Below are 17,362 nucleotides of genomic sequence, written 5' to 3'. Positions count from 1 at the left end.
CTGGGACCGAGCGCGAAAACGCAGCACGGCGGGGCCCCTCGCCCGCCAGCCGGCGGCGCGCCTGCGCGATGGCATCGAACTCCAGCCGCCCGCCGCCGATGGTGCCGGCCAGGCCATCGGCCAGCACGGCCATCCACGCACCGCTTTCGCGCGGCACCGAGCCTTGGGTAGACTCCACCTCCACCATGCAGGCCGGGCCGTGCGCCAAGCCCTCCAGCAAACGATGCAACGCCGCCATCACCATCCGAGTCCTCCGGTACGCCCCGCGCAACGGCAGCACGGGCACCGCACAGCATAGCCACAGCGAGACCTGCCCATGCCCACCCCTTCTCCTGAACGGCTTCCTCGCCGGCCGCGCGGCCGGTGGCTGGCGGCCAGCGTCATGGCCGCCCTGGCATCCCTCCTCGCGGCCTGCCGGTCGTCGGGACCGGAACCGGCACCCCCGCCCGCCAAGGCGCGTCGGACACCAGCAGCCCGCTGGAGAAGGAGGTGGTGGGCCCGGTGCCTGCCGAGCAAGGCTCCGCGCGCCCCTCGGCCGCCGAAACGCCCCGCGCCTACCGCCAGGACGCCGCCACCCACCTGTACGGCCTGAACGCCCACCGCATCTACAAGGGCAAGCTGCCGCCCTTGCTGTACGCCATCGGCACGCTGCAGGTGGACATCGACCGCGCCGGCCGCGTGACCCGGCTGAACTGGATGCGCGCGCCGCGCCATGCGCCCGAGGTGATCGCCGAGATCGAGCGCACCGTGCGCGCCGCCGCGCCCTACCCCGTGCCTTCGCGGATGGGCAAGGTCACCTACACCGACACCTGGCTGTGGCACAAATCCGGGCGCTTCCAGCTCGACACGCTGACCGAGGGCCAGCTCTGAGCGGGGCCTTCGCCCGGCCCGCCCGGCGGCCCGCGCTCAGGAGCCGCGGTAGGTGGAATAGCTCCACGGGCTGACCAGCAGCGGCACGTGGTAGTGCTGGTCCGCGTGGGCCACGCCGAAATCGAGGCTCACCTGGTTCAGGAAGTTCGGCTCGGGCAGTTGCACCCCCCGGCTGCGGAAATAGCCCGCCACGTCGAACGTGAGGCGGTAGGTGCCCGCGCGCAGGCTGGCGTTGTCGAACAGCGGCGCATCGGTGCGGCCATCGGCGTTGAGCACCAGCCGCTGCAGCAGCGTGGCGGCCTCGCCATGGGTGGCATACAGGGCCACGGCCATGCCCGCCGCGGGGCATCCGTGCATGGTGTCGAGAACGTGGGTGCTGAGGCCCATGGGCCATCTCCTTGGGGTGGATTGAAGGGATCGGAAACCGCCCCCGCCGGCAGCGCGGCGAGCGGACGACCCGCCGAGTATGCATGGCCGCCATGGCCCGCACGGCGCGCCTGCCGCATACCCCAGGCAGTTTGTCCGAATATCTTTCGGACATTTACAAAAATGCTTTTTGGCATACAAATCCGGGCGATTTTCCTGCCATGGCTTGGATATCATCGCCACGCTTGAATTTTCAAGCCGATATATTCAAAACCATGAATGGAGGTTTTTCCAATGCAACGCCTTGCCGCCGTTTTGCTGGCTTCTTCGCTTTCCCTGATGGCCCTGCCGGCCAGCGCCAAAAGCCGGCTCGATAATCCGGCCGACATCCAGCAGGCGCTGGCCGCCGGGGACGCGGTGTCGGTCGCCATCGACCTCTCGCTGTGCACCCCCAACTCCGCCAACGCCACCCCGAGCCGCACGCGCGGCGGCCTGCGCATCGAGGCCTACCGCATCGTCGAAGACGGCACGCTGTCCTTCAGCGACGCCCATTTCACCGTCGCCCGCGACGGCCTGCCGATCCAGCAGCTGCTGCGCTACCAGGTGCGCCCGGACGGCACCATCGACTTCACCATGTTCGTCTTCGACCTGCCCGGCTACCAGCAGCGCGCCGAACCGCTGGCCTACCGTTGCGCGATCAACCAGGGCCTGCGCTTTCACGCCGATTAATCCCACCAAGGATTGACAAAGCACACCGCCCCGCCGATCCCAACGATCGGCGGGGCGGTGCAGGGTGATTTTCAAAATGCTGCCGCCCCATATTCCGGGCGGCATTTTTATGGATTATCGAAGCCGTTGAAGGCCCGCCGCGTCAACGCGCCGCGCAGAAACCGAATTCCGCCTTCGCTCCGGGGGCCAGCGTCTTGTTCCAGTCCACGCCCGACGCGTGGAGCGTGCTGCCCGATTGCGACCACACGGCGTTCCAGAGGTTGTTGACCGTGCCGGTGATCGTCAGGTTCAGGGCCCAGTCGCCCGCCACGCCGCCGGTGTTGGTGACCTGCACGCGCTCGCAGTAGCCGGTGTTCCATTCGCTGTCCACGATGACCTGGGTGCTGAAGCTGGCGCCGCCCGTGGGAGGGGTGGTCGGCGGCGTGGTGGGTGGCGTCGTCGGGGGCGTGGTCGGAGGGGTGGTGGGCGGCGTCGTGGGAGGGGTGCTGGAGCCGTCGCCCCACAGGCGCTGGAGCAGCGTGACCTTGTCGGTGCGCACGTCGTCCAGTCGTCGTTCAGAATGCCGCCCGTGTCGCCGCTGTTGGGGTTCCACGACCAGTAGAAGCCGCTGCGGATGCCCTTGCCGATGAGGTAGTCCACCAGCTTGTTCTGCCAGGCCACGTCGCGGGCATCGCCCTGGCCGAACTTGCCGCCGAACTCGCCCAGCAGCACGGCGTGGCCGGCCTGCACGAAGCGGCCGAAGTGCTGCTCCCAGATGGCGGGCAGGTTGTCGGGGAAATTGGAGGCGCCGAAATACGGCTGGCCGTACACGTCCGGCCCGTAGGCGTGCGGGGCGAGCAGCAGGCGGTCGGCCGGAATGTTCAGCGGCGTGCACTCCAGCGGCTCCAGGCTGCCGCCCCACCAGTGGCCGCCGCTGCTGGAGCAGCTGGGGTTCTCCGCCACGCCTTCCACCACGATCAGCCAGCGGGGCGCCACCTGCAGCACGGCGGCCGAGGCGCGCTCGGCCGCGCGGTTCCAGTCGGTGGCGGCATTGCCGGTGCCCCAGGTGGCGGCGCCGTGCGGCTCGTTCTTGAGGTCCAGGCCGATGACGCCGGGCACGCTGGCGTAGCGCTGCGCGACGAAGGTCAGGTCGGTGATCCACTGCTGCTCGCTGTACGAGCCGGTGTACCAGAGCTCGGAAATGCTCTGGCAGTCGGGCGTGTGGTGGTCCAGCAGCACGTACATGCCGCGGCTGCTCAGCTCGTTCACCACCTTGTCCAGCACCTGCAGGGCGCTCAGGCCCTGCAGGTCGGCGTTGCGGCCGTAGTCGATGCTGTTGGGCGGCGTGCCGCGCAGCGTCTGCGGGCAGAACGGCAGGCGCACGGCATTGAAGCCCTGGCCCTGCATCTGCGTGATCATGTCCTTCCAGTTGCGCGCCCACAGCCCGTGGACCACGTTGGTGTTGGTCTCGAAGCCGAACCAGTTCACGCCGCGCAGCTGCACGGCATTGCCGTTGTCGTCCACCACCTTGCCGGCATCGATCGCGTAGCTCCAGGACAGGCTGCTGGCCGCCAGCAGGCAGCCGCCCAGCACGAGCTTCTTCAGTAAGGATTTCATCGCCATGTCGCACCTCCGTGGTTGAAAGGAAGGCCCGCCGGAGGGCCGCGACCACGGCCAACATTCTTCCTGGCGGAAACCTGCTGACATGCTAGGGCCAGAGTTCCCTGTCAAAGTGCAACTTTTCAACGCAGACGTTCGCAAATGCAAATGGGAGGTGCGCCAACAGGCGCGGCCACAGGGAAGCGGCAGGCAACTTCTCTACACTCGCCACGGCGCCGCCGCTGGGCGTCCACCGATTCATAACGAGGAGAGAGCATGAACCCTATCCAACGCACGCTGCTGGCCAGCAGCCTGGCCCTTGCCCTGGCCAGCCTGGCTGCCTGCACCAACGTGCCCACGGCCGGCCCTGGCAGTGCCGAGGGAGCGCCCGCCGCCGCGCCGCAGGCCGTGCAGCAGACGGCCGCGGCCCGCGCCGCCAGCAATTCCTACGATTTCGACATGGATGTGTTCCACCCGGTGGTGGCGCGCAACGGCATGGTCTCCACCGAACAGGAACTGGCCTCGCGCGTGGGCCTGGACATCCTCAAGGCCGGCGGCAATGCGGTGGATGCCGCGGTGGGCATCGGTTTCGCGCTGGCCGTGGTGCTGCCCAATGCGGGCAACCTGGGTGGCGGCGGTTTCATGATGGTGCACGACGCCAAGACCGGCAAGGACGTGGCGCTCGACTTCCGCGAAGTGGCGCCGCAAAAGGCCACCCGCGACATGTACCTCGACGCCAGCGGCAACGTGGTGGACGGCAAGTCCCTGTACACGCCCTATGCCGTGGGCGTGCCGGGCACGGTGGCGGGCATGGAGCATGCGCTCAAGAACTGGGGCACGCTGCCGCTGTCGCGCGTGATCGCCCCGGCCATCGCGCTGGCGGACAAGGGCTTTCCCGTCAGCCTCACGCTGGCCAAGACGCTGCACCAGGAGAAGGCCAACATGGGCAAGTGGCCGGCGACGCGCCAGATCTTCTGGCGCGGCGACAGCCCACTCAAGGTGGGTGACCGGCTGGTGCAAAAGGACCTGGCGCAGTCGCTGCGGCTCATCAGCCAGCAGGGTGCCAAGGCGTTCTACCAGGGCCCCATCGCGCGCCGCATCGCCGCCGAGATGGCGCCCCACCCCGGCGCCCTCACGCTGCAGGACCTGGCGGCCTACAAGGTGGTGGAGCGCGAGCCGGTGCGCGGCATCTACCGCGGCTACCAGATCGTGACCATGCCGCCCCCGTCCTCCGGCGGCGCGCACCTGGTGCAGATGCTGAACATGCTGGAGCAGTGGCCGCTGTCGCAATGGGGGCAGAACAGCGCGCAGACGATCCACTACATGGCCGAGAGCATGAAGCTCGCCTACGCCGACCGCTCGGAATACCTGGGCGATCCGGACTTCGTGAAGATCCCGCTCAAGGGCCTGACCTCCAAGGCCTACGCGCAGTCGCTGGCCAAGGGCATCAGCCCCACCACGGCGCGCCAGGCCAAGGACATCAAGCCCGGCCAGCCCCAGCCGTATGAAAGCGACCAGACCACCCACTATTCGGTGGTGGACAAGGCGGGCAATGCCGTGGCGGTGACCTACACGCTCAACACCAACTTCGGCAGCGGCATCGTCGCCAAGGGCACCGGCATCCTGCTGAACAACGAGATGGACGACTTCTCCGCCAAGCCCGGCGTGGCCAACACCTACGGCCTGGTCGGCGGCGACGCCAACGCGGTGGCGCCCAACAAGCGCCCGCTGTCGTCGATGACGCCCACCATGGTGCTCAAGGACGGCAAGCCCATGCTCGTGACCGGCAGCCCCGGCGGCGCGCGCATCATCACCACGGTGCTGCAGACCATCGTGAACACCATTGACTTCGGCATGAACCCGGCCGAGGCGGCCTCGGTGCCGCGCGTGCACCACCAGTGGACGCCCGACGAGCTGCGCGTGGAAAAGGGCCTCAGCACCGACACCCTGTCGCAACTGCAGGCCCGCGGCCACCACATCGCCGTGAAGCCTTCGATGGGCCGCACGCAGACCATCCAGTTCCACGACGGGCTGCTGTACGGCGCCTCCGACCCGCGCAATCCCGACGGCGAGACGCTGGGGTACTGACCCGCGGCGTTCCCTGCCCTCCCAGGCCGTGCTCCGCAAGGGGCGCGGCCTTTTTTCATGGGGGCGTGGGCCCGTGGGAAGCTTCAAGCCAAAAAGGCCTGCAGCGCATATTCCACTAGGGCATGTTGCTATGAATAATGTAGCAATTGACCCATCGGTCGCCGCACCGGAGCAGGGGCCGGGCCCCTTCGCCGACCCCGATCCTTATGCGTACGCGGACAGCCCCGAGCACCGCGAAGGCATCATGGCGTTCCTGGCCAAACGTCCTCCCGTCTTCTGACACCCGACCGTTTTCCTCTTTTTTTGTATGAGCCAACACAACCTGTACACCGCCCTGCGCGCGGCCTTTCCGGACGACCTGGATGCCGTCGCCGTCGAAACCACGGCGGCCGACGGCACGCCCCTGCACTACACCTGGAGCGACCTGGACCGCGCCAGCGCGCGCATCGCCAACCTGCTGGAGTCGCTGGACCTGCCGGACGGCAGCCGCATCGCGGTGCAGGTCGAAAAGTCGGTCGAGGCCCTGCTGCTGTACCTGGCCACGCTGCGCGCGGGGCATGCCTTCCTGCCGCTGAACACCGCCTACCAGAGCGGCGAGATCGAATACTTCGTCGGCAACGCGGAGCCCGCGGTGGTGGTGTGCTCGCCCGCCAACTTCGGCTGGGTGTCCAAGATCGCCTTCACAGCCGGCACGCAGCATGTGTTCACGCTGGGCGACGACCGCACCGGCACCCTGCTGGAGCGTGCCGCGCACCACGGCGACACGCACCTGCCCGTGCCGCGGGCGGCCGACGACCTGGCCGCCATCCTGTACACCAGCGGCACCACCGGCCGCAGCAAGGGGGCGATGCTCACGCACGGCAACCTGCTGTCCAACGCGCAGGTGCTCAAGGAATACTGGGGTTTCCGGCCGGACGACGTGCTCATCCATGCGCTGCCCATCTTCCATGTGCACGGTCTGTTCGTGGCGATCCATGCGGCGCTGCTCAACGGCAGCAAGATGATCTGGCTGGCGCGGTTCGACCCGCGCGCGGTGGTCGCCGCGATGCCGCGCGCCACCGTCTTCATGGGCGTGCCCACGCTGTACGTGCGCCTGCTGGCCGAGCCGGGCCTCACCCGCGAGGCGGTGCGGAACATGCGCCTGTTCATCGCGGGCTCGGCGCCGCTGCTGATCGAGACCTTCCGCGAATGGCAGGAGCGCACCGGCCACACCATCCTGGAGCGCTACGGCATGAGCGAGACCATCATGCTCACCTCCAACCCCTACACGGCCGACCCGCGCCACGGCGGCCAGGACGAACGCCGGGGCGGCACCGTGGGCTTTGCGCTGCCCGGCGTGGGCCTGCGCGTGGTGGACGATGCGGGCGCGCCGCTGCCCGTGGGCGAGATCGGCAATATCCAGGTGCGCGGGCCCAACGTGTTCAAGGGCTACTGGCGCATGCCCGAGAAGACGCAGGAAGAGTTCAGCACCGATGCCGACGGGCACCGCTGGTTCAAGACCGGCGACGTGGGCCGCGTGGACGAGCGCGGCTACGTGAGCATCGTGGGCCGCAGCAAGGACCTCATCATCAGCGGGGGCTACAACGTCTATCCGGCCGAGATCGAGGGCTACATCAACGAGATGCCCGGCGTGGCCGAGAGCGCGCTCATCGGCGTGCCGCACCCGGACTTCGGCGAGGTCGGCGTGGCCGTCATCACGCCCAAGCCCGGCGCGCAGCTCGATGGCGACGCCATCGTGGGGCGGCTCAAATCGCAGCTGGCCAACTTCAAGATTCCCAAGCGCTGCTTCATCGCCCCCGAGCTGCCCCGCAACGCCATGGGCAAGGTGCAAAAGAACCTGCTGCGCGAGCAGCACAAGGGGCTCTTCGCCTGACCCCGTGGCCGGCGACGGCAGGCCCGGGCAGGCACGGGCCGTGGAACGCGGGGGAAAAGCCGCTTCACCGATGGGGTGGCAGGTGCTAACCTGACCCTTGCCCTTGCCCTCTGGAGTCCTGCCGCATGCCTGCCGTCTTGCCCCGGTCCCCAGCGACCCCGGCCCCCCCGAAACTGCCGGACAAGGACCGGTCGGTTGCCTCGGCGGTCCTGTTCGTCGTGCTGGTCGCGCTGCTGCTGGTGGCCTCCAACGTGTGGCTGGCCTGGCGCGCGCGCGATGCCGGGTGGCAGCAGGCCGCCGATGCGTCGCGCAACCTGACGCATGCGGTCGCCCAGCAGACCGATGCCATGTTCGCCGAGGTCGGCCGCGTGGTCGGCAGCGTGGTGTACGAGCTGGAGCGCTCGGAGATGGCCCCCGATGCGCTGGACCGCCTGCAGCCCGTGCTGGTCACCCACGTCGCGCAGTCCGAGCACCTGCACGGCATGTTCGTCTTCGGGCCCGATGGCCGCTGGCTCGTCAACTCGCAGCCGGTGCAGAACCCCCAGGCCAACAATGCGGACCGCGCCTATTTCATCCACCACCGCGACAGCCCGAGCACGCGCGTTGCCATCGGCAAGCCCATCGTCAGCCGGTCCTCGGGCGTGTGGGTCATTCCGGTGTCGCGGCGCATCGACGATGCCGAAGGGCAGTTCGCAGGGGTGGCGCTCGCGACCATCCGGGTGGACTACGTGCTCGGCCTGCTCAACGGGCTGCAGATCGGCGACAAGGGCGCCATCGCGCTCCTGCTGGACGACGGAACCGTCCTGGCCCGGCGGCCCTTCTTCGCCGAAGACCTGGGCCGCAGCCTGAGCGGCACGCCGCTGTTCCAGATGCTGACGCAAAGCCGCGCCGGCATCGCCACCGCGCCGTCGCCCATCGACGGCGTGCGCCGTCTGGTGGGCTTCGAGCACACCCGCAGCAATGCCCTGCTGGTCACCGTCGCGCTGGCGGAAGACGAGGTGCTGGCCGAGTGGCGCCGCTCGGCCTCGGTGCAGGCCCTGGGCATCCTGCTGCTGGTGGTCGTGGTCGGGCTGGCCGGGGGCGGCGTGATCCAGGCGGTCCGGCACCGCCGCGACGTCGAGCGCGACCTGACCGCGGCGCGCGATGCGCTGGTGCTGGCCAACGACAAGCTGGAGCACCTGGCCGAGCACGACGGCCTGACGGGGCTGTACAACCGCCGCGCCTACGACCAGCACATCGCCAGTGCGATGGCCCGATGCCGGCGCAGCCGCATGCCGGTGTCGGTCGTCCTGTTCGACGTGGATTTCTTCAAGAAGTACAACGACTTCTTCGGCCACCTCAGCGGCGACGAATGCCTGCGGCAGGTCGCCAAGGCGCTGGAGGCGTCGGTGCGCCGGCCGGAGGACATGGTGGCGCGCTACGGGGGCGAGGAGTTCGTGATCGTGCTGCCCGAGACCGACGCGGCCGGCGCGGCCCTCGTGGCCTCGGCGGCGCGCGCGGCGGTGCGCGCGCTGCAGATCGCGCACCCGCAAAGCCCCTTCGAATGTGTGACGGTCAGCGGCGGCCTGGCGTGCTGCGACTGGACGCCCGGTGCCCCTGACAACGCGCAGGCCCTGCTGGCCCAGGCCGATGCGGCGCTGTACACCGCCAAGCAGGGCGGGCGCAATGCGGTGCAGTCGTTGGGAACGGTTTCGCAGGCGTGAATCTCTTGCCCAATGGGCGTGGGAGAACAAGAGCAAAGGCGAACACGCTCGCCGGATTCAACCCATGTGCCTGAGCATCATCTCCGCCGTTTCCTGTGTGGTCATGTTGAGTTTGAAAATTTCTTTGCTCCAATCGGGCGCGGGCATGCCAAGCTCTTTCAGGATGCGGTCGGAGCACAACCTGCTGACTCGTCCATTCCCATCCATGTAGGGATGGATGGCAATGAAGTTTTGTTTGAAGTGGGCCGCGATCAACGCGGCTTCCATGGGGTCGTTTCCCTTAGCCTGGCGGAGCATTTTTTTCACATCGCTGCATAACTTCTGCAGATCTTCCTGGATGTGTTCTGCTGGCCTGAACACGGTTTTCCCCATTCTTGCGCCCTCCTGTCCCAGAGCAGCGGGCAAAGGCAGCCCCCAAAAAGACGCGCCGTAGCTCTCCACATTGCGGATCTCCTTTTCATCGAAGGTCCTCAATTCCAGTCCCCCAGGTGCTGCGGCCCAAGACTCCCGTATCTGTGCAGGTTCGACTTTGTCTTTGCCGCGTGCCCAAGCCAGTGCGTACTTGAAAGAAAGTTTGCCTTGGAACGAGCTGTACTTCTCGTCGGGTGCGTAGGCGGCCGAATGCACCACGTGCAGCAACTCTGGCGAGAATTCGCTTTTGAGTTGCCCCAGCGGAACGCTGTCCAGCACTTCGCGGGCCATTTGTTCGGCGGCATGTGCCTTGCCGCATGGTGGCTTTGTGGCTGCAAAGCGGTTCTTGGGCGCAGACCGGATGTCCCGGAAGTTTTCGCCCTTTGCGCGCTTTGAAGCCCCTCCGGTGCGGAGCCCGCGCGGGAGCGCCCGGAAGTGTTCGGTGCTTTGTCGAACGAAGCCGATGGTGGCAGGGTCGAGGCACGCGCCGTTCTCGATCCGTCAATTTTTGGAGGCATGTGAATCACATTGCTTGATGTGCTTCCCATGCTGCCCCGACTTTCCCGCAGGCCCCCTGCGCCGAACGAAAAACCTGGCCTGGTTGCGAACGGGGCTCAACCCGCCATCGGCGAACCGCTGGCGCAAAAGATGCAGCCGGCCGCGGGCGAGGTGCCTTCGCCCGGGTCCGTGCCCGCGGCGTGGCTGCAGCAGTGCTCCAGCCAGCCGCTCACCAGGCGGTACACCGACAGGTTGGTGCGGGCCGTGGGCGCGCACAGGTAGTAGCCCAGCGGGCTCTGGAAGCGCTGGCCCAGCGGCTCGACCAGCGTGCCGGCCTGCAGCTCGTCCTCCACCAGGCAGGTGGGCACGATGCCCACGCCGAAGCCCGACACGGCGGCCCGGATGATGAGCGAATACAGGTTGAAGCCCGGCCCGAAGCGGCTGCCGCCGGTGTCGCAGCCGTTCGCCGCCATCCAGTCGTGCCAGGCCAGCGGCACCTCGATGTGCTGCAGCAGCGTGGCGTGCTGCAGGTCGGCCTGGGTGCGCAGCGGCAGCGTGTCGCGCAACTGGGGGCTGCAGACGATGCTGGTCTCCTGCCCGATCAGGTAGCGGGCGTTGGCGCTGGGCCAGTTGCCGTAGCCGTACTGGATGGCGGCATCGAACTCGTGCGGCACCGCGAAGTCGTGCGCGTGCTGGTAGCGCACGAAGTTCAGCGACACCTGCGGCAGCGTGCGCTTGAAGTGCCCCAGGCGGGGAAACAGCCATTGCGCGGCGAACGTGGGCGGCACCGAGAGGTTCAGTGCCCCGCCGTCGCCGCCATAGGACATGAGCTGGGCCGTCGCCGACTCCAGCGCGGCGATGGCCGGGCGCGTGGCGTTGAGGTAGGTGGCACCCGCATCGGTCAGCTCCAGCCCCGACGAGCGGCGGATGAAGAGCTTCTGGCCCAGGTAGTCCTCCAGCGAGGCGATGTGGCGGCTGATGGCGCTTTGCGTCACGCACAGCTCCTTGGCCGCCATGGTGAAAGCCTGGTGCTTTGCCGCAGAGTGGAAAGCGTTCAGTTCGGAGAGGGTGGGGCAGAGGCGGCGCATGCAGTGGTATGAGCTGTAGTCATGGGCAGGTGAGATTTTAGGCGTTGCGACAAGACGCCATTGGCCCGATAAATGCAACCTGTGACGGCGTTGTGACGGTTTTTTCCGAATGAAGGTGTCAGCGTGCACCGCTTTCGGGACGGTACGGGGCCTTGGCCCCCATCGCCGGCAGCCCATGAGTAATTTCGAAGCCCCTATTTTGGATTTTTTGATTCCATGACCGCTTTGTTGATTGAAAACAGCCAGGTGCTGGACGTGCATGCGCTGGCGCTGCGCCCGGGTCTTTCGGTGCTGGTGCAGGACGGGCGCATCGCCGCGGTGGGCGAAGGCCTACAGGCCCCCGAAGGCGCCACGGTGGTCGATGCGCGCGGCATGACGCTCATGCCCGGCATGATCGACTGCCACGTGCACGTGGTGGCCTCGTCGTTCAACCTGGGCGCGGTGGCCCGAATGCCCAACGTGTTCACCATGCTGCGCTCGCTGCCCATCATGAAGGGCATGCTCGAGCGCGGCTTCACCTCGGTGCGCGATGCGGGCGGCGGCGACTGGTCGCTGGCCGAAGCGGTGCGCACGGGGCTGGTGCAGGGCCCGCGCATCTTCCCCTCGGGCAAGGCGCTGTCGCAGACCGGCGGGCATGCGGACTTCCGCCAGCGCAACGACGACCTGGACGTGTGCTCGTGCGCCTACAAGCTGGGCAACATCGGCCGCGTGGTCGATGGCGTGGACGCCTGCCGCCTGGCGGTGCGCGAAGAGATCCTCAAGGGCGCCACGCAGATCAAGGTCATGGCCTCGGGCGGCGTGGCCTCGCCCAACGATCCGATCAACAACCTGGGCTATTCCGAGGCCGAACTGCGCGCCATCGTGGAAGAAGCCTCCAACGCCAATACCTACGTGATGGCCCATGCCTACACGCCCCGCGCCATCGCCCGCGCGGTGCGCTGCGGCGTGCGCACCATCGAGCACGGCAACCTGGTGGATGCCCCCACGGCCGAGCTGATGGCCGAGCTGGGCGCCTTCATGGTGCCCACGCTCATCACCTACGAGGGCCTGGCCAACGAGGGCGAGCGCTATGGCCTGCCGGCGGTGTCCATCGCCAAGATCGACTCGGTGCGCGGCCAGGGCAGGCAGGCCATCGAGATCCTCGCCAAGGCCGGCGTGAAGATGGGCCTGGGCAGCGATCTGCTGGCCGAGACGCACTACCTGCAGGCCGACGAGCTGCGCCTGCGCGCCGACGTGCTGGGCAACGGCCCGGTGCTGCAGCAGGCCACGCTGGTTGGCGCCGAGATCCTGGGGCAGCAGGGCCAGCTGGGCGAGGTGACGCCCGGCGCCATCGCCGACCTGCTGCTGGTGGACGGCAACCCGCTCACCGACATCGCCTGCCTGCTGAACCAGGGCGAGCGCATCCGCGCCATCGTCAAGGACGGCGCCTTCGTGAAAAACAACCTCTGACACCAACCCCCCCTGACCTGACCGGAGAACACCATGCAACGTAGAAATTTCGTCAAGCTCGGCGGCGCCGCAGCCGCCCTGCAGTGCCTTCCCTCCATCGGCTTCAGCCAGCAGGGCGAGGTCTTCCGCATCGGCTCGCTCACGCCCATCACCGGCGCCGGCAGCCCCTACGGCCCAGGCATGCAGCAGGCCATCCGCCTGGCGGTGGACGAGGTCAACGCCGCGGGTGGCGCGGGCGGTCGCAAGCTCGAACTCTTCACCGAGGACGACCAGACCAAGCCCGACGCGGCCGTGCTGGCCGCCAAGAAGCTGATCGAAGTGAACAAGGTGCAGGCCGTGCTGGGCACCTGGGCTTCGGGCGTGACGCTGGCGGTGATGCCGCTGACCGATGCGGCCGGCATCATCCAGATGAACGTGTCGGGCGCGCCCGCCATCTCCACGCTCGACACCAAGGACCTGGTGTGGCGCTTTCAGGCCACCAACGACCGCTTCGGCGCGGCGTTCGCCGAGATCTGCGCCAAGCGCGGCTTCAAGCGCCCGGCCACCATGGCGTTCAACAACGCCTCGGGCCTGGGCAACGTGGAAGGCTTCACCAAGGTCTGGGAAAAGCGCGGCGGCAAGGTGGCGGCGCACGTCACCTACGAGCCCAGCCGCCCCAGCTACCGCAGCGAGCTGCAGAAGATCCTCGCGGCCAAGCCCGATGTGATCGTGATGGGCTCGTACCTGCCCGACACCACCATCATCCTGCGCGAATGGTTCCAGTCCGGCGCCGACAACCAATGGGTCATCCCCGGCTGGGCGGCCAATCCCGACCTGGTGAAGGCCCTGGGCGCCGAAGTGTGCGAGGGCATCATCTCGGTGGAGACGGTCTCCAACGAAAAGAGCACCTCGTACGCGCAGTTCGATGCGGCCTTCACCAAGGCCACGGGCAAGGCGGCCTCCACCAACATCTACGCCGCCATGGCCTACGACATGGTGATCTCGCTGGCCCTGGCCATGGAAGCGGCCGGCCCCAAGGCCACGGTGGAGCAGGTCAACGCCAAGCTGCGCGAGGTGTCCAACGCCCCCGGCACGGCCGTGTACTCGTTCGCGGAAGGCAAAACGCAGCTGGGCAAGAAGGCCAAGGTGAACTACGAGGGCGCGTCCAGCAAGCTGGACTTCGACAAGTTCGGCGACGCCACGCCCGACTTCGGCGTGTTCATCATCGAAAAGGGCCAGCTGGTGCGCCGCGACGTGGTGTCCATCACGGTGTGAGCGGGCGCAGCCCGGGCGGCCCCGAGCGGGGGCGCCCGGGCTTTTCTTGACAAGGCAGGGTAAGAACGAGATGACGCAATGACCTGGATAGCTTTCGCAAACCTGTTGATCAATGGATTGATCGAAGGGCTGGTGGTGGCGCTGCCCGCACTGGCCATGACCCTGGTGATGGGCGTCAACCGCTTTCCCAACGCGGCCACGGGCGACTTCCTGACCACGGGCGCCTATGCCGCCGTGGCGGTGCAGATGCTGGGCGGCTGGCCGCTGTGGGCCGCGGCGCTGGCGAGCATGGCCGCGACCGCCGTGGTGTCCGCGGGCTCGTACACGCTGATCTTTCGCAAGCTGGCCGGGCGGCCCATGGTGTCGTCGATGCTGGCGGCCATCGGCCTGGGCTTTCTGCTGCGCAGCCTGATCTCGTTCTTCGCCGGGCACGACCAGCGCACGTTCGATCTGCCGCTGGTGCGGGCCTGGAACTTCGGCGGGGTGCGCCTGCTGCCGACCGACGTGGCCATCGCGGGCATCGCCGTGCTGTGCCTGCTGGTGGTGTTCGTGCTCATCTACAAAACGAGCTTCGGGCGCCAGTTGCGCGCCGTGGCCGACAGCGCCGACCTGGCGCGCGCCAGCGGCATCCGCGCGGGCGGGCTCATGCTCAGCCTGTGGGTGCTGGTGGGTGCGCTCTCGGCCATTGGTGGCGTGCTGCTGGGCATGAAGGCCATCGTCAGCCCCGAGATGGGCTGGGAGAGCTTGATTCCCGCCTTCGCCGCCATGGTGCTGGGCGGCATCGGCAGCCCGGTGGGCGCGGTGCTGGGCGCGCTGCTGCTGTGCGTGGCGCAGGAGCTGGCCGTGCCGCTGCTGGGCCCGTCCTACAAGCTGGTGCTGTCGTTCGTGGTGCTGGCGCTGGTGCTGCTGCTGCGCCCGGCCGGCCGGCATCATGGGCCGCGTGCAGCTCGTGCGCTGATGCCGAAGGAGCCGAATCCATGATTGCCTACCTTTGCGCCATCGGCGTCATCGCCCTCATCTACTGCCTGCTCGCGCTGGGCCTGAACCTGCAGTTCGGCCTCACGCGGCTGGTGAACTTCGGCGTGGTGGCGTTCTTCGCCGTCGGCGCCTACACCTCGGGCCTGCTGTCGCTGCAAGGCGTGCCGCTGGCGCTGTGCTTCGTGGCCGCGGGCGTGCTTTCGGGCCTGCTGGCGCTGCCCATCGGCCTGTTGTCGCTGCGGCTGCGCGACGACTACCTGGCCATCGTCACGCTCGGCTTCTCGGAGGCCGTGCGCATCTCCATCCAGCAGGAAAGCTGGCTCACCAAGGGCGTGCAGGGCCTGCCGGGCCTGCCCAAGCTGTTCGCGGCCTGGGGACCGGTGTCGGACGTGGCGACGTTCACCACCTTGCTCGCGCTGGTCGCGCTGGTGTCCTGGGGCACGGTGCGGCTCACGCGCAGCCCCTTCGGGCGGCTGCTAAAAGCCATCGGCGACGACGAGGCCGCGCTGTCGGCCCTGGGCAAGGACCCGGCCTGGTTCAAGGTGCAGGTGTTCATGCTGGGCGCGGCGCTGGCCGGCGTGGCGGGTGCGTTCTACGCGCACTTCATCACCTTCATCACGCCCGAGCAGTTCATTCCGCTCATCACCTTCTACGTGTGGATGGGCCTGGTAATGGGCGGCGCCGGTTCGGTGCGCGGCGCGGTCTTCGGCTCGCTGCTGCTCATGGTTTTCCTGGAGGGCTCGCGTTTCGCCAAGGACTGGGTGCCGGGCGTGTCCGAAGTGGGCATGGCCAGCCTGCGGCTCGCGGCCGTGGGGCTGGCGCTGATCCTGGTCACCCTGTATCGCCCGAGCGGCCTGTTCGGAGGGAAGTCGCAATGATGGCAACGACAGCAGCACCGATGCTGAAAGTGGAGGCCGTGACGCGGCAGTTCGGCGGCTTCAAGGCGGTGGACGGCGTGTCGCTGCAGCTGGCCGAGCAGGAGATCCTGGGCATTGCAGGCACCAACGGCGCGGGCAAGAGCACCCTGTTCGCCGCCATCGCCGGCCAGCAGCCCGCCGATGCCGGGCGCATCACCTTCACCGGCCAGGACATCACCCGCGTGCCGCCGTACCGCCGCGCGCGCATGGGCCTGGTGCGCACCTTCCAGATCCCGCGCGAGTTCAAGAGCCTCACGGTGCACGAGAACCTGCTGGCCGCCGCGGCCAACCCGCAGGGCGAGCGCTTGCTGAACGCGTTCTTCCAGACGCGCAGCCTGCGCGAGCACGAAGCGCAGCTGGCGGCCAAGGCTGACGGCATCCTCCAGTTCCTGAACCTCGCGCGTGTGCGCGATGTCAAGGCGGGCGGCCTGTCGGGCGGGCAGAAGAAGCTGGTGGAGCTGGGCCGCGTGCTCATGCTGGACCCGCGCTGCATCCTGCTGGACGAGCCTTTCGCGGGCGTGAACCCGGTGCTGATCGAGGAAATCTGCGACCGCGTGCGCGAGCTGCACGGCCAGGGCATCGCCTTCATCGTGATCGAGCACCATCTGCAGGCGCTCAAGGCGCTGTCCCACCGCATGATCGTGATGGACCGCGGGCGCATCCTCGCCGAGGGCGATCCGCACACCGTGCTGGACGACCCGCGCGTGCAAGAGGCCTACATGGGAGGGGTGGTATGACCAGTGCATCGCACAACGGCAGCGGCAACGGCAACGGCAGCGGCAGCGGCAACCTGCTGCAGATCGGGCAGCTGCGCGGCGGCTATTCGGACGTGGACATCATCCACGGCATCGACCTGGCCGTCGCGCCGGGCGAGATCGTCACCATCGCCGGCACCAACGGCGCGGGCAAGTCCACGCTGGTGAAGGCGCTGCTGGGCCTGCTGCCGCGCGTGGCGGGCAGCATCCACCTGGGCGGGCGCGACATCACGCGGCTGTCGGCCGAAGACCGGTTCGACGCCGGCCTGGCCTACGTGCCCCAGGTGGCCAACGTGTTCCCCTCGCTCACCGTGCGCGAGAACCTGCTGGTGGTGCGCGGCGTGCCGCACGTCAAGCGCCGCATGGATGCGGTGCTGGCCGACTTTCCCGCCCTGGTCGAGCGACTGCCGCAGCCGGCCAGCAACCTCTCGGGCGGCGAGCGCCAGCAGCTGGCCTTCGCCCGCGCGCTGATGCCCTCGCCGCGCATCATGGTGCTGGACGAGCCCACGGCGGCGCTGGCGCCCTCGCTGGTCGGCAAGGTGTTCGACATGGTTCGCACGCTGCCCGCCGCCGGCGTGGCGGTGCTGATGGTGGAGCAGCGCGCGCGCCAGGCGCTGCAGATCAGCCAGCAGAGCTACATCCTCGACCAGGGGCGTTGCGTGCTGCAGGGCCCGGCCGCCGGCCTGCTGGCCGACGAGCGCATGGCGCAGCTGTACCTGGGCAACCACTGAGGCGAGGAAGGAGCGCCCGCTGCGGTTGGTTGCTCCTTTTTTGATAGCGTAATGCCCTAGTACTGATTGCGCTG

Annotated in this window: 16 protein-coding genes and 2 pseudogenes; 13 read left to right on the top strand and 5 right to left on the bottom strand. The window is 68.1% G+C overall.

Annotated elements, in window-relative coordinates:
* The coding region (locus AC27KI_RS09860) for an XdhC family protein (RefSeq protein WP_487113619.1) at positions 1–238 on the bottom strand (238 nt) is incomplete at its 3' end.
* A 144-nt stretch (positions 239–382) separates the two neighbouring features.
* Here AC27KI_RS09860 and AC27KI_RS09855 point away from each other — a divergent pair.
* Positions 383–870 (top strand): annotated as a pseudogene (locus AC27KI_RS09855) (hypothetical protein).
* A 36-nt stretch (positions 871–906) separates the two neighbouring features.
* Here the strand turns inward: AC27KI_RS09855 and uraH are convergent.
* Positions 907–1,257 (bottom strand): hydroxyisourate hydrolase, encoded by a 351-nt coding sequence (uraH, locus tag AC27KI_RS09850; protein WP_284396223.1) that lies wholly within the window; start codon positions 1,255–1,257, stop codon positions 907–909.
* Positions 1,258–1,340: 83 nt separating this feature from the next.
* Here uraH and AC27KI_RS09845 point away from each other — a divergent pair, with 83 nt between their 5' ends.
* Positions 1,341–1,613: a hypothetical protein gene (locus tag AC27KI_RS09845; protein ID WP_487113617.1), complete on the top strand. Its 273-nt coding sequence runs from the start codon at positions 1,341–1,343 to the stop codon at positions 1,611–1,613.
* On the top strand, positions 1,576–1,965 hold the full coding sequence (locus AC27KI_RS09840; protein ID WP_487113615.1) for a VirK family protein: 390 nt from the start codon (positions 1,576–1,578) through the stop codon (positions 1,963–1,965). The genes AC27KI_RS09845 and AC27KI_RS09840 overlap by 38 nt, the downstream gene beginning before the upstream one ends.
* 142 nt (positions 1,966–2,107) lie before the next feature.
* On the opposite strand, the pseudogene AC27KI_RS09835 reads toward AC27KI_RS09840, so the two are convergent.
* Positions 2,108–3,567, bottom strand: a pseudogene (locus AC27KI_RS09835) (cellulase family glycosylhydrolase).
* Between the two features lie 252 nt (positions 3,568–3,819).
* On the opposite strand from AC27KI_RS09835, the gene ggt reads away from it, so the two are divergent.
* The 4 genes from ggt (at position 3,820) to AC27KI_RS09815 (ending at position 9,207) form a co-directional block, all read left to right on the top strand.
* Complete coding sequence (ggt, locus tag AC27KI_RS09830; protein ID WP_487113613.1) at positions 3,820–5,631, top strand: gamma-glutamyltransferase; 1,812 nt, start codon at positions 3,820–3,822, stop codon at positions 5,629–5,631.
* Positions 5,632–5,761: 130 nt separating this feature from the next.
* On the top strand, positions 5,762–5,911 hold the full coding sequence (locus AC27KI_RS09825; RefSeq protein WP_487089367.1) for a hypothetical protein: 150 nt from the start codon (positions 5,762–5,764) through the stop codon (positions 5,909–5,911).
* Positions 5,912–5,938: 27 nt separating this feature from the next.
* Positions 5,939–7,504, top strand: a complete 1,566-nt coding sequence (locus AC27KI_RS09820; RefSeq protein WP_487089364.1) for a malonate--CoA ligase — start codon at positions 5,939–5,941, stop codon at positions 7,502–7,504.
* A 125-nt stretch (positions 7,505–7,629) separates the two neighbouring features.
* Positions 7,630–9,207 carry a sensor domain-containing diguanylate cyclase gene (locus AC27KI_RS09815; protein WP_487089363.1) on the top strand — a complete coding sequence of 526 codons (1,578 nt, stop codon included), beginning with the start codon at positions 7,630–7,632 and terminating at the stop codon, positions 9,205–9,207.
* A 57-nt stretch (positions 9,208–9,264) separates the two neighbouring features.
* Here the strand turns inward: AC27KI_RS09815 and AC27KI_RS09810 are convergent, their stop codons facing one another.
* Together AC27KI_RS09810 and AC27KI_RS09805 are read right to left on the bottom strand one after the other, a co-directional pair.
* Positions 9,265–9,909: a Fic family protein gene (locus AC27KI_RS09810; protein ID WP_487113611.1), complete on the bottom strand. Its 645-nt coding sequence runs from the start codon at positions 9,907–9,909 to the stop codon at positions 9,265–9,267.
* A 323-nt stretch (positions 9,910–10,232) separates the two neighbouring features.
* Complete coding sequence (locus AC27KI_RS09805; RefSeq protein WP_284406796.1) at positions 10,233–11,204, bottom strand: LysR substrate-binding domain-containing protein; 972 nt, start codon at positions 11,202–11,204, stop codon at positions 10,233–10,235.
* A gap of 216 nt (positions 11,205–11,420) precedes the next feature.
* Here AC27KI_RS09805 and AC27KI_RS09800 point away from each other — a divergent pair, with 216 nt between their 5' ends.
* The 6 genes from AC27KI_RS09800 (at position 11,421) to AC27KI_RS09775 (ending at position 17,288) form a co-directional block, all read left to right on the top strand.
* Positions 11,421–12,653 carry a metal-dependent hydrolase family protein gene (locus tag AC27KI_RS09800; RefSeq protein WP_284428878.1) on the top strand — a complete coding sequence of 411 codons (1,233 nt, stop codon included), beginning with the start codon at positions 11,421–11,423 and terminating at the stop codon, positions 12,651–12,653.
* Between the two features lie 33 nt (positions 12,654–12,686).
* Complete coding sequence (locus AC27KI_RS09795; protein ID WP_284428877.1) at positions 12,687–13,907, top strand: ABC transporter substrate-binding protein; 1,221 nt, start codon at positions 12,687–12,689, stop codon at positions 13,905–13,907.
* A 78-nt stretch (positions 13,908–13,985) separates the two neighbouring features.
* Entirely contained in the window at positions 13,986–14,888 is a 903-nt protein-coding gene (locus tag AC27KI_RS09790) for a branched-chain amino acid ABC transporter permease (RefSeq protein ID WP_487113609.1), read from the top strand.
* Positions 14,885–15,763, top strand: coding sequence for a branched-chain amino acid ABC transporter permease (locus tag AC27KI_RS09785; protein WP_487089360.1), 879 nt, complete (start codon positions 14,885–14,887; stop codon positions 15,761–15,763). Before AC27KI_RS09790 ends, AC27KI_RS09785 begins: the two co-directional genes overlap by 4 nt.
* The gene (locus AC27KI_RS09780; RefSeq protein ID WP_372588153.1) at positions 15,760–16,539 is read left to right on the top strand and encodes an ABC transporter ATP-binding protein; all 780 of its coding nucleotides are present in this window, start codon (positions 15,760–15,762) and stop codon (positions 16,537–16,539) included. Before AC27KI_RS09785 ends, AC27KI_RS09780 begins: the two co-directional genes overlap by 4 nt.
* Positions 16,536–17,288, top strand: coding sequence for an ABC transporter ATP-binding protein (locus AC27KI_RS09775; protein WP_487113606.1), 753 nt, complete (start codon positions 16,536–16,538; stop codon positions 17,286–17,288). Before AC27KI_RS09780 ends, AC27KI_RS09775 begins: the two co-directional genes overlap by 4 nt.
* The last annotated feature ends 74 nt before the right edge of the window (positions 17,289–17,362 follow it).

It is taken from the genome of Acidovorax sp. KPB24-03, from assembly GCF_057546605.1.
Note: the sequence above shows the minus strand (reverse complement) of the source record. Positions and strands in the feature narration are given on the sequence as shown.

Coding starts and splice junctions, on each gene's coding strand:
- uraH (WP_284396223.1), bottom strand. CDS start 1,257: ATGGGCCTCAGCACCCACGTTCTCGACACCATGCACGGATGCCCCGCG.
- AC27KI_RS09845 (WP_487113617.1), top strand. CDS start 1,341: ATGGCCGCCATGGCCCGCACGGCGCGCCTGCCGCATACCCCAGGCAGT.
- AC27KI_RS09840 (WP_487113615.1), top strand. CDS start 1,576: ATGGCCCTGCCGGCCAGCGCCAAAAGCCGGCTCGATAATCCGGCCGAC.
- ggt (WP_487113613.1), top strand. CDS start 3,820: ATGAACCCTATCCAACGCACGCTGCTGGCCAGCAGCCTGGCCCTTGCC.
- AC27KI_RS09825 (WP_487089367.1), top strand. CDS start 5,762: ATGAATAATGTAGCAATTGACCCATCGGTCGCCGCACCGGAGCAGGGG.
- AC27KI_RS09820 (WP_487089364.1), top strand. CDS start 5,939: ATGAGCCAACACAACCTGTACACCGCCCTGCGCGCGGCCTTTCCGGAC.
- AC27KI_RS09815 (WP_487089363.1), top strand. CDS start 7,630: ATGCCTGCCGTCTTGCCCCGGTCCCCAGCGACCCCGGCCCCCCCGAAA.
- AC27KI_RS09810 (WP_487113611.1), bottom strand. CDS start 9,909: ATGGCCCGCGAAGTGCTGGACAGCGTTCCGCTGGGGCAACTCAAAAGC.
- AC27KI_RS09805 (WP_284406796.1), bottom strand. CDS start 11,204: ATGCGCCGCCTCTGCCCCACCCTCTCCGAACTGAACGCTTTCCACTCT.
- AC27KI_RS09800 (WP_284428878.1), top strand. CDS start 11,421: ATGACCGCTTTGTTGATTGAAAACAGCCAGGTGCTGGACGTGCATGCG.
- AC27KI_RS09795 (WP_284428877.1), top strand. CDS start 12,687: ATGCAACGTAGAAATTTCGTCAAGCTCGGCGGCGCCGCAGCCGCCCTG.
- AC27KI_RS09790 (WP_487113609.1), top strand. CDS start 13,986: ATGACCTGGATAGCTTTCGCAAACCTGTTGATCAATGGATTGATCGAA.
- AC27KI_RS09785 (WP_487089360.1), top strand. CDS start 14,885: ATGATTGCCTACCTTTGCGCCATCGGCGTCATCGCCCTCATCTACTGC.
- AC27KI_RS09780 (WP_372588153.1), top strand. CDS start 15,760: ATGATGGCAACGACAGCAGCACCGATGCTGAAAGTGGAGGCCGTGACG.
- AC27KI_RS09775 (WP_487113606.1), top strand. CDS start 16,536: ATGACCAGTGCATCGCACAACGGCAGCGGCAACGGCAACGGCAGCGGC.